At 52.3% G+C, this 13,340-nt stretch carries 3 protein-coding genes; 2 read left to right on the plus strand and 1 reads right to left on the minus strand.

Going from position 1 to position 13,340, the window contains the following annotated elements; genetic code table 11:
* The first annotated feature begins 588 nt into the window (after positions 1–588).
* Positions 589–9,600, plus strand: a complete 9,012-nt coding sequence (locus FCL45_RS23430; protein WP_176360089.1) for an IPT/TIG domain-containing protein — start codon at positions 589–591, stop codon at positions 9,598–9,600.
* Positions 9,601–9,836: 236 nt separating this feature from the next.
* Positions 9,837–11,360: a glycosyltransferase family protein gene (locus FCL45_RS23435; RefSeq protein ID WP_136795763.1), complete on the plus strand. Its 1,524-nt coding sequence runs from the start codon at positions 9,837–9,839 to the stop codon at positions 11,358–11,360.
* Positions 11,361–11,616: 256 nt separating this feature from the next.
* Here FCL45_RS23435 and FCL45_RS23440 read toward each other — a convergent pair whose 3' ends face one another.
* Positions 11,617–13,116, minus strand: a complete 1,500-nt coding sequence (locus FCL45_RS23440; RefSeq protein ID WP_136795764.1) for a lipopolysaccharide biosynthesis protein — start codon at positions 13,114–13,116, stop codon at positions 11,617–11,619.
* Between the last annotated feature and the right edge of the window lie 224 nt (positions 13,117–13,340).

Below are 13,340 nucleotides of genomic sequence, written 5' to 3' on the forward strand. Positions count from 1 at the left end.
TTGAAGCTGAGCTTACGTGCAATCACCTGGAATTTCCTGAGATGATTATAAAGCCTCTCCTGTTACCTTTGGTATGGTTGCTCGCATCTACACGTGTCAGTGCCGCCCTGCTAATCAATTTCATCCCCAGATGGCACATGCGCTTTTCCTGGATGTGAGTTGAGCTATTGCCATCACAAAAAAACGTCCTTCCCCATTGAAGGAGCTGAAGCTCCGGTCACGATGAAATTTTTTGAGCACGTTTTTCAAAATCATGTCTCTGGACTAATAAAACGATCTGATCGAGAACCGTAGCGTAATGTGCCATAACTCGGATCTCCTTGATGTTGTTTTGTTCTATCGCACAGTCAAAATAGCACAAAAAGCACTCCGAGTCTTTTTTTGTGGTACCTGCCTAACCGGCTATGAGACCAATGCGATATGTGCTAAAATCAGATGAAGCCCCTGGTAATGAAGCATTATTTACATTCACAGACACTAGTTAGGTACGGTTTTTATTAGGATTACAACGTAGTCGCCGCTCTCATTTGTGCATAATCCCATTGCCGCGCATAAGTAGTGCCCATCCAGGAGTTAAAGGAGATGCAGATGAATATCATACACCTATTTTCCAAGTGCTGTATCCTGCGGGGTGACACCTTGGTACAGGTGAGCAAAGCAAGCATGATCCATGATAGAGACAGGCTCAGGCATTGTCTTGGAATCACCCTCCTGATAGCTTGTCTTTTGGTTTCACTTCTCGGCTTTACTGCAATAAAGATGGCGAATGCCCGCATTCTGACTGTTGCGGTCCTGATTGATTCCGGCAATATCGCCGGCTATAACGAAATTCCTTCAACCCCTGGTGAATTTCAAAGATATCCGGAAAGGTACCTGGAGCATCTACAGGTTCCGTATGAAATCTTCGACGTATCGGCACAGGAGCCTCCTGCTGATCTGGCAGAGCGCCAGTTGATCCTCGTCGGTCATAAGGATGTCCTGTTGTCCTCTGCGTGGAGAGAAGGTATTGTCTCGGCGGTATTCGCCGGTTCGGGTCTGGTGAATCTCGACTGGAACGAGAACATCGGCTTGGCATCCCATATTCAGCAAATTTTCGGGAGCTATGATTCTTTTCCCGACAATCCCGCTTCTACCATTACAGTCCCTTTTTCTATCACACCGGATGGCTCGGAACCACACTTCATAGCCGGATTACAGCGTAAATTTCTCGGCGATCCGTCGGGGGATTTCATTTACAATTTTCATGAGGACGAAAGTGGACTGATTCAGGAATCTTCCGCGACAGTCCTGGCTGGGTCAACAGGCACCGTAATCGCCTATCTCGGCGCAGCTCCACTGATTACAGCAACGAGCTACGGTCAGGGACGTGCGGTTCAATTTGGGACCCTTGAGTACCTGAAGGCGGATCGTTTCGGCTTTCTGATGGGCATCGACGATCTGTTCTGGCGAAGCTTGGTATGGGCCGCCAGGAAACCATTTATTCTACGTGGTTACCCCCGGATGTGGGCCATTCAGATGGATGATCAGAAAGCCGACTGGGGCTATCGCGTTAAGGACATGTATAACACCACGCTCACAGGCCCAGTCGACTCTACCGGCATCGGTGGTCCCTGGAAGCCAACCGGCTACATCATGTCATACATGCTCCGTGGAGATGAACGCAATTCGGTAATCGCTGACATAGAAGCTGGTTTACTGGAAATCTCTCCCCACTCCTTAAACCACGTTGAATACGGGGACTTTTTCTGGAATGGAAGCAACGGAGAACTCACCGATTCTCAGTGGGTTGCCAACCTTTCGGATTTTATTACCTGGGAAGAAGGGGACAGCTCAGTCCAACCGATCCCCTCGTTATCCCGATCAATGGTGGGCCACTTCTGGGATATAAGCGATAATATCGGCTATGACGCCTGGCATACTCTGGGGTTCAGGTACATTACTGCCATTCTCAGACCAGGCTTTCAGAATCCATGGTACGACCCGGATCTGTACGGCGGTTCCGAACGCTTGAGCCCACGTCCATTCTGGATTTATGAAAGGCCACCCAAAACCACAGCGGATGAGGATTTTTCATTTTTCTTCGCTGACGATCTGATCATCAACAGCCGAGCAGGTTTCCCGGCACAGACCTTTTATCTGTTCACGACCCAGTTTCATGACTACTCCCTCTACAATCGTCCTGACATATCCTGGCCCGACGCCTATGCTTCTGACAACATGACCGCGGCTGAGAGTGTTGGCATGCATACCCGTGCAACGTGGCGCTTCTGGTCATCTCTTGCCCCTTTTCAAGTCTACACCCATGACGGTAGTAACTATCAATATTCTTCAGTTGAGGATCGCCGCCAGGTTATCCAACAGGTTTCCAGCTGGTTGAGCCAAAATGGTGTCCGACACGTGTTCATGGACGAGATGGGAGATTACATTTATGCCCGGAACAACTCGATGCTGGAATCAGTCACCTCAGATAACAACATGCTAACCTGTTCCTTTAGCGGCACGACTGCGACGGCTGGTGGGACTCCGGTAGATACCGAGGTTCTGGTTTTCCCAGACCAGAACTCCCAGGGCACCTCTATCACCATACCCGCATTCAGCGAAGGTCAAACTCTGACAATTCCGATCACCCCTACCAATCCTCCCACAATATCGGATGTAACCCCCAATCAAGGCACGATAGATGGCGGCACCCAAATCACCATCAGCGGGACCAACTTCCTCGCAGATGGTGAATTGAATATCACCGGAGTACTGATTGGTGGCAACTCCGCCACGGCCGTTACCGTCATCGATTCCAACACCATTACCGCGACAACACCGGCCGGGTCGACAGGCCCGGCAGATGTCGCCGTGCTCAGCACTGCAGGAACCGCCCTGCTCCAAAACGGCTTTTTCTATATCGGCGCACCGGTCATTACCTCATTGAGCCCGAATTCCGGTTCGGAAGAAGGCGGGACAACAGTAACCATCACCGGACAGGGATTCGAACCGGGCAGCACGGTACAATTTGGCACTACCCCGGCATTATCCGTCACATATGTTGGTGCCACTCGGCTGGATGTCATCACTCCTGACGGCACAGCTGGCTTTGTTGATGTCTCTGTAAGTAACTCAGTCGGCAGCACGACCTACTCGGACGGCTTCCAGTATATATCCCCAGGCAGTCTGCTCGCCTCTGATGACTTCAACGATGGCAACGCCGACGGCTGGACGATCTCGCCCCTCGGGGGAGCGGATGGCTGGAGCGTCATCGATGGTGTTTACCATTATGACGGATCCGGTCACACGCAATCCTACAGCGGGGATGCAAACTGGGGCGACTACGTCCTGGACGTTAAATTCCGGTTAAGCACCTTGAGCGACTATCCGGGTGGCATCCGCGGCCGAGTCAACCCAGACACCGGCGCCGCCTACGCTGTCTGGCTCTACCCCGGGAGCGGCAAGATTGTTCTCTGGAAAACCACCGGCTGGAACATTGATAGTGCCGGCGTGAGCCAATTGGGCGTGGCTTCGGGAATTACTTTCGATACCACGCAGTTTCATCTGCTCAGTATGAGTTTCGAAGGAGATCAGATTACGGTTTCATATGATGGCGCACCCATCATCACCGCCACGGACGCAAGCTACGCCAACGGCCTGATTGCCCTGGATGTGTCAAATCAGGCAATAGATTTCGATGATATCGTCGTCAACACCATCAGCTCGGGCGGGTCACCCACGTTGACAGGGCTTTCAGTCACGCCGGCCTCAGTTACATTCAGCCAACTCCTCGAAACGGCCCAACTCCAGGTGACCGGACAGTATAGCGATGGGAGCACCACCGACCTGACCAGCGACCCGGACACCAGTTACAGCTCCGGTAACACCAACGTGGTTACCACCACCAGCACCGGCCTGCTGACCGCTATCGCTGATGGCGATACCTCTGTTACCGTTGCCAACGGCACGGTATCCACTCTGGTACCGGTGACAGTAGCCACAATCCCTGCTCCACCCGAAATCCTTGGCGTCACTCCCACCTCCGGCCCGGTCGAAGGTGGCACGAACATTGTGCTAACTGGCAGCAATTTTCTCTCCGACTCAACGGTTACGATTGGAGGTGCACTTGCCAGTGATATTGTTATCGTCGATTCAAACACCATCAACGCTGTTACACCGCCAGGTATTGAGGGAAGCGCCGATATAATCGTGACAACATCGGCCGGTTCTGCAACCCTGGCAGGCGGCTTCGCTTATACAGGTACGCCACAACTCACCGAGCTGCAAGTGTCTCCCAGCTCGGTGAATCTCTCCACGATAGGTCAAACCCAGCAACTGGAGGTTACCGGCCTCTTCTCCGATGGCTCAACCCAGCCCCTGACCAGCGATCCGGATACCAGTTACACCTCCGGCGGCACCAACGTGGTTACCACCACCAGCACTGGCCTGCTGACCGCTATCGCAGATGGCGATACTTCGGTTACCGTTGCCAACGGCACGGTATCCGTGCTGGTACCGGTTACCGTGAACACCTCCCCAACTCCACCTGAAATCCTTGGCGTCACTCCCAACTCCGGCCCGATCGAAGGTGGCACGAACATTGTCATAACCGGTAACGGCTTCTTGTCCGACTCGACGGCTACGATCGGAGGCACCCTAGCCGGCGATATCGTTGTTGTCGATTCAAACACCATCAACGCTGTTACACCGCCAGGTATCGAGGGGAGCGCCGATATAGTGGTAACCACATCAGCCGGTTCCGCGACCCTGACAGATGGTTTTTCCTACACCACCGGCACAGGCGGTATCCTGTTCAGCGACGATTTTTCAGACGGAGATGATCTCGGCTGGACGATATCCCCACTTGGGAACGAAGCAGGTTGGAGCGTCATTGATGGTGTATACCATTATGATGGATCCGGTCACACCCAATCCTACAGCGGTGATCCTACCTGGACCGACTATGTCCTGGACGTTAAATTCAAGCTAACCATCTTGAAAAACTACCCAGGTGGTATCCGAGGCCGGGTCGATCCGGACACCGGCACCTCTTATGCTGTCTGGCTCTATCCGACCAGAAAGCAAATCATCCTTTGGAAAACCACCGGCTGGAACATTGACAGTTCCGGCCTAACCAGATTGGGCGTAGCTTCAGGGGTCAGCTTCGATACCACGCAGTTTCATCTGCTGAGTATGGCCTTCGAGGGGGATCAGATCACGGTCTCATATGATGGCGATACCATCATCACCGTCACCGATGCAAGCTACGCTGGCGGCCTGCTTGCCCTGGATGTATCAAATCAGGCGATTGATTTCGATGATATCGTCGTCAAAGCAATCGGCTCAGGTGGGTCGCCGACGTTGACAGGAATTTCAATAACTCCAGACTCAGTTACATTCAGCCAGCTCCTCGAGACAGCCCAACTCCAGGTGACCGGACAGTATAGCGACGGGAGCACCACCGATCTGACCAGCGATCCGGAGACCAGCTACTCCTCCGGCAACACGGACGTGATCACAAGCAACAGCACAGGCCTGCTCACAGCTGTCGCGGATGGCGATACCTCGGTTACCGTTGCCAACGGCACCTTATCCGTGCTGGTGCCGGTTACCGTAGCCACCACCCCTGCTCCACCCGAAATCCTTGACATCAGCCCCTCCTCCGGCCCGGTCGAAGGTGGCACGGACATAGTGATATCCGGCACCAGTTTTCTCTCCGATTCAACAGTCACGGTCGGAGGCACCCTTGCCGGCAGCATTGTTGTTGTCGATTCAAACACCATCAACGGTGTTACACCTCCGGGTACCGAGGGCAGTGCCGATATAGTGGTAACGACTTCGGCCGGCTCGGCCACCCTGGCAGGCGGCTTCTCGTACACAAGTACGCCTGAGCTCACCGAGTTGCAGGTGTCACCCAACTCGGTGACTCTATCCACGATAGGCCAGACCCAGCAACTGGAAGTTACCGGCCTCTTTTCCGATGGCTCCACGCAATCCCTGACCAGCGATCCCGAAACAAGCTACAGCTCAGGCAACATTAACGTGGTTACCACGACCAGCACCGGCCTGCTGACCGCTGTCGCAGATGGCGATACCTCGGTTACCGTTGCCAACGGCACCTTATCCGTGCTGGTGCCGGTGACCGTAGCCACCACCCCTGCTCCACCCGAAATCCTTGACATCAACCCCTCCTCCGGCCCGGTCGAAGGTGGCACGGACATAGTGATATCCGGCACCAGTTTTCTCTCCGATTCAACAGTCACGATCGGAGACGTACTTGCCGGCAGCATTGTTGTTGTCGATTCAAACACCATCAACGGTGTTACACCTCCGGGTACCGAGGGCAGTGCCGATATAGTGGTAACGACTTCGGCCGGCTCGGCCACCCTGGCAGGCGGCTTCTCGTACACAAGTACGCCTGAGCTCACCGAGTTGCAGGTGTCACCCAACTCGGTGACTCTATCCACGATAGGCCAGACCCAGCAACTGGAAGTTACCGGCCTCTTTTCCGATGGCTCCACGCAATCCCTGACCAGCGATCCCGAAACAAGCTACAGCTCAGGCAACATTAACGTGGTTACCACGACCAGCACCGGCCTGCTGACCGCTGTCGCAGATGGCGATACCTCGGTTACCGTTGCCAACGGCACCTTATCCGTGCTGGTGCCGGTGACCGTAGCCACCACCCCTGCTCCACCCGAAATCCTTGACATCAACCCCTCCTCCGGCCCGGTCGAAGGTGGCACGGACATAGTGATATCCGGCACCAGTTTTCTCTCCGATTCAACAGTCACGATCGGAGACGTACTTGCCGGCAGCATTGTTGTTGTCGATTCAAACACCATCAACGGTGTTACACCTCCGGGTACCGAGGGCAGTGCCGATATAGTGGTAACGACTTCGGCCGGCTCGGCCACCCTGGCAGGCGGCTTCTCGTACACAAGTACGCCTGAGCTCACCGAGTTGCAGGTGTCACCCAACTCGGTGACTCTATCCACGATAGGCCAGACCCAGCAACTGGAAGTTACCGGCCTCTTTTCCGATGGCTCCACGCAATCCCTGACCAGCGATCCCGAAACAAGCTACAGCTCAGGCAACATTAACGTGGTTACCACGACCAGCACCGGCCTGCTGACCGCTGTCGCAGATGGCGATACCTCGGTTACCGTTGCCAACGGCACCTTATCCGTGCTGGTGCCGGTGACCGTAGCCACCACCCCTGCTCCACCCGAAATCCTTGACATCAACCCCTCCTCCGGCCCGGTCGAAGGTGGCACGGACATAGTGATATCCGGCACCAGTTTTCTCTCCGATTCAACAGTCACGATCGGAGACGTACTTGCCGGCAGCATTGTTGTTGTCGATTCAAACACCATCAACGGTGTTACACCTCCGGGTACCGAGGGCAGTGCCGATATAGTGGTAACGACTTCGGCCGGCTCGGCCACCCTGGCAGGCGGCTTCTCGTACACAAGTACGCCTGAGCTCACCGAGTTGCAGGTGTCACCCAACTCGGTGACTCTATCCACGATAGGCCAGACCCAGCAACTGGAAGTTACCGGCCTCTTTTCCGATGGCTCCACGCAATCCCTGACCAGCGATCCCGAAACAAGCTACAGCTCAGGCAACATTAACGTGGTTACCACGACCAGCACCGGCCTGCTGACCGCTGTCGCAGATGGCGATACCTCGGTTACCGTTGCCAACGGCACCTTATCCGTGCTGGTGCCGGTGACCGTAACCACCACCCCTGCTCCACCCGAAATCCTTGACGTCAACCCCTCCTCCGGCCCGGTCGAAGGTGGCACGGACATAGTGATATCCGGCAGCAGTTTTCTCTCCGATTCAACAGTCACGATCGGAGACGTACTTGCCGGCAGCATTGTTGTTGTCGATTCAAACACCATCAACGGTGTTACACCTCCGGGTACCGAGGGCAGCGCCGATCTAGTGGTAACGACCTCGGCCGGCTCGGCCACCCTGGCAGGCGGCTTCTCGTACACAAGTACGACTGAGCTCACCGAGCTGCAGGTGTCACCCAGCCCGGTCAATCTCTCCACGATAGGCCAGACCCAGCAACTGGAAGTTACCGGCCTCTTTTCCGACGGCTCCACGCAATCCCTGACCAGCGATCCGGAGACCGGTTACACCTCCGCCAACACGGACGTGGTCACCACCACCAGCACCGGCCTGCTGACCGCTGTCGCAGATGGCGATACCTCGGTTACCGTTGCCAACGGCACGGTATCCGTGCTGGTACCGGTGACCGTAACCACCACCCCTGCTCCACCCGAAATCCTTGACGTCAGCCCCTCCTCCGGCCCGGTCGAAGGAGGCACGGACATAGTGATAACCGGCAGCAGTTTTCTCTCCGATTCAACAGTCACGGTCGGAGGCACCCTTGCCGGCAGCATTGTTGTTGTCGATTCAGCCACCATCAACGGTGTTACACCTCCGGGTACCGAGGGCAGCGCCGATCTAGTGGTGACGACCTCGGCCGGCTCGGCCACCCTGGCAGGTGGCTTCTCCTACACAAGTACGCCTGAGCCCACCGAGCTGCAGGTGTCACCCAGCCCGGTCAATCTCTCCACGATAGGCCAGACCCAGCAACTGGAGGTTACCGGCCTCTTTTCCGACGGTTCCACGCAGTCCCTGACCAGCGATCCGGAGACCGGTTACACCTCCGCCAACACGGACGTGGTCACAACCACCAGCGACGGCCTGCTCACCGCTGTCGCGGATGGCGAAACCTCGGTTACCGTTGCCAACGGCACGGTATCCGTGCTGGTGCCGGTTACCGTGGCCACCACCCCTGCTCCACCCGAAATCCTTGACGTCAGCCCCTCCTCCGGCCCGGTCGAAGGAGGCACGGACATAGTGATAACCGGCAGCAGTTTTCTCTCCGACTCAACGGTTACGGTCGGAGGCACCCTTGCCGGCAGCATTGTTGTTGTCGATTCAGCCACCATCAACGCAGTAACACCGACAGGCACCGAGGGCAGCGCCGATCTAGTGGTAACGACATCGGCCGGTTCCGCAACCCTGGCAGGTGGCTTCTCCTACACAACTGGCACAGGCAATATCCTGTTCAGTGACAATTTCTCTGATGGAGATGCACTCGGCTGGACTATTTCCCCACTTGGAAATGAAGCAGGCTGGAGCGTCGTTTCAGGCAGCTACAGTTTTGACGGCAGCGGACATACGCAATCGTATACCGGGGATGCCGCCTGGCAGAATTATACCTTGCAGGTCGATTTTCAGCTTGATTCGCTGAGCAATTATCCGGGTGGAATCCGCGGGCGTATCGATCCAGCCACCGGTGCAGGATATGCGCTCTGGCTCTATCCGGCCGACGGTCGTATTATCCTCTGGAGGACAACTCAATGGCACGTGGACAGTCCGGGATTGGAGCAGCTGGCGAACGCATCAGGAATCAATTTCGGTGTCGGCACACAGCACACGATCGCCATGAATTTTACTAACAACGTGATCGAGGTGTATTTTGACGGTGAACTCCAATTCACTGTGGTGGATGACACGCTCAGCTCCGGCTTGATCGCGTTGGATGTTTCTAACCAGCCAATCAGCTTCGATAATGTTGTCGTAACCTTGTCGCAATGACAAGGATAGAGTACTGAGTAAAAGTGTTGCTTTATTTTAAAGGTCAAGACAACCGAACATTTAGTTGTCAGGCAGCGATCTCCATGTACGGCAACGCGGTGGAGTGGCACAAACAGCTTTACCACCTTACATATGCGAGGTCATTTCCTAATTTGACATAATCTTCATTAACAATGCGGTCTAGAAGAAGTCGTTCTACCATATTGAGCTGATACAACAGCATAAGAGGCAAAATAATGTCTATGAGAGTCTTTTTCCGACAACCGGGAACGATGATCGCTACGCTCATGATGTGTCAGTTAGCGCTGACACTGTATCTATCTTTCACGCTCAACATATGGGTTGACGAATACTTTTCATTATTTGCCACCGAAGGCTCAATGAGAAGAGCCATCTGGCAATCTATTCACTTTGACTCTCAACCGCCGCTCTACTATTTTCTGTTGAACTTGTGGCGAATGGGTGACAGTTCCGTACTATTTGCCCGGCTATTTTCCGTCATAAGTGTAGCTCTGGCCACATATATCATCTACCTTCTCGCCTGCCGCTTGTGGGGGCAGTCTAAGGTTCTGCCGTTCTTCCCAATCCTTGTACTAAACCCTTACTTGATCTGGGCAGCGAGCGAGATCCGACTCTACGGTTTCCTTTTATTGGAATGCGCGCTGTTGATGTACTTTTTCCATAAAGCTTTTTTACATGATGATCGGCAGCACGCCACAAGGGACCGACTGGCCTTCTTTGCTTTGTCCCTGGCAATACTCTATACACAATATTATGCAGGATTTCTTCTGTTGGCCGGTGCTTTCGCATTAATGGTGCTGGGGCGTTGGCAGGAGTTAAAGGTGTATATTGTTGGTATGCTGGTGGTTGGCATTCTCTTTCTGCCGATGATAGGCGTGCTCTCCGACCAGGTGCGCGAGGTCAGTCATACTGCCTCAGCAGCTGTTTCAGCACCGGGACTTACGGAAAGCGTGAAGCATGTGTGCTGGCTGCTTCAGGGATTGCTGTTTCCCGACAACGGAATTGCTGGTTGGGCGGCCGTGAAGGATTGGATCGTTCTGCTGTTGGTGCTGTATCTGGTTTATCTGCTTGTGCGACACAAATCTTGTGTAATCACGCTTCCAAATATGTATTTGCTCACACTTTTGTTCGTACTAGCAGGCAGCTTCACCCTTATCTGCTGGAAACTTGGTATGTATTATACCCAGCGGCGTCATCTGGCCATACTGTTCTTTCCGCTTCTTGGTCTGTGGCTTGGTTATCTCTGCTCGATCAAGCAAAGGTGGCTTGGTTGGCTGCTTCTGGCAATATGCATGGCCACTTATGCGAATGCTCTCATGTATAAGTATGTACCTCCGGTAAAGTACGGAGATTGGGAGCGGGTCGCCGGGCATATTTCCAGCTCAAGTCATTATAATGCCCCCATTCTGGTTTTTCGAAATACAGGCGCCTTGCCGTTCTCCACTTATTTCAAACCGACTGCCAATATCATTCCTGTACCGAATGCATTCGGCTTGGATCATTTTGATGCTCAATCTCCTGTTCTCAAGAGTGAACAATTACTTATCGAAATGGCAGAGAAGCTTGATAAATCTTCAAATCATTTCTGGCTGTTGACCTATGCAACTGGTTCTTGGCTCGGGGTTGATATCGGCGCGCGGTTTGTTGAACAATTTGTCGAAACACATTGCACAGTTATTGAGCAAAAGAAATTTGTTGGTACCAAGGTTCGTCTTGTCAGGTACAATCAGGCTCGTTAACTCTGTCTTTTGTCATAAGTTGGGCGCATACATTAACTCCTCTATTTATCCAACTCACAAAACTTTAAATTTCTCTAACATTATAAAGATGAATCCGACCAGGTTTCATCACGTTTTTGATAGTCACAAAAAACGATACCGACTCTTGGATGCCTCTCTATAAAACAGATCAGTTCACTACGGTAACGTTCAAGACTGGACTTGATTGAAAGAATGGCGTCATCCTGAACCTTTTTGACGATCTCTGTCTTGCGGTCTATCGTCTAACCATACTAAGAAGCAGGTTCCTTTCCTTCCGGGAAAAAAAGAGAAAGGGAATGATAGATATATAAATTATTCCTGCCACTGTGGTAATTGCCATAATATCGAGATAGCTGGGCACGGTGAGCCGAGCCTGTGAGAGCCAGTAGGTAATGGCAAGGTAGAAAACGGAAAAACCGATGATGTTACCTAAACTGGTCAAATATTTCCAAAGCGGAAGGTCAATTTGCCGGCAAGCGTACACCGGAACAAAAAAGATGCGTGCTACCAGCAGTGGAATTGCAGTAGCTACAGCAACCCCTAAAATCCCATATCGATGGATGAGGATAAGACTTAACATGAGATTCACGACACCTTCAACACTGTTCAATATGGCCAGAAATCGATGGCGATTGATCGCATATAACAGGTTATCAAGTGGATTTACTATAATTTGCACCATTATGGCGAGCATCAAAGTTATGAGTACCGGATAGGCATCTGTGTAATCGGTCCCCATCCACTTGATAATGAATGCCTTGCCTACAATGATGATTATCCCTCCTCCGAAAATGGCAAGAATGGTGTTGATGCGAGTGACAAACAACAATTTTTCCCGAATAGCGGCCTTGTCGTTTCGCGCGTGATATTTGGTGAACACGGGGGTCATCATATTGGTAGCCTTATAAACCAAGGTCCGAAAGTATTCCACCAAACGGGCACCAATAAAATAGTGGGTCACAGCTGAGGCTGAAAGGATACCTCCAATAACCAATGAATCAACACGGAACCGCATTTGATTGGCTATCTGGGTCAAGAAGGCCCAAATACTATAGGTAAAGAGTTCTTTTACTTCGGATTTTCGGAAAAGTCGGATATCGATTTTTAGTTTTTTGAACAAATGCTTTGCCACGAAAAAGAACATGACATTACAGAGCTGGTTGGAAAAAAGAGAGATTATAGATAAGGTCAGAATGCCATAGCCGTGGCTAAGAAAATACAACACAGCCATTGTTCTTAAACTAAAGGAAATGAAGTGGGAATAGGTAAGTAGATCATAGCGGAGGTAGGCCTGAATGATTCCAGCAAAGGCCTTGAAGGGAAACTCAAGGGCCATGTTGAGGCCCATGACCACGATAATTATCCTGATCAGACGCAATTCCTCGGGCGAGGCAACAAACACAGTGGTAAAGAATGCAATGATAGCCGCTACAACCAGGATCAATACTGCTATAAGGCTATAAATCACCAAAGAGGTATTGATAATGATGTTGGCTTGCTCGTATTTCTGTTTTTCAATGGAGGTCGTGACATACCGGGTGACGGCAAAAGCCAGACCGAAATCGAGAATATAATAGTAACTGGCGAAACTACCGAGAATAACCCAGATACCGTACCAATGGTCCCCCAACTGGCCCACGATGAACGGCATCATGATAAATGACACGACAATATTGAAGATCAAAAAGAGGGTTCTCGCAACCGAGCTGATAAAGAGTGTTCGGGGAATATTCATAATTTCATGTTGTTGTGATCGGTGTGGCCTAATGCCCTCAATTCATTTCCCGCCCTAACAACCTGCAGCGAAAGCGATATCACTCGACAAGATACTTTCTTCTCAATCGAGACACATGCGGAATTGTACCGCAGGCATTGGTCGCTACCCAGTGGAGCAATTCAATGGAATATCTGACAGTTAGGAGCAATTGGCCTTTTCTGGAAGGATATAACTTAGTGTTC

This window comes from Desulfosediminicola ganghwensis (assembly GCF_005116675.2).
GTDB classification, from domain to species: domain Bacteria; phylum Desulfobacterota; class Desulfobulbia; order Desulfobulbales; family Desulfocapsaceae; genus Desulfopila; species Desulfopila ganghwensis.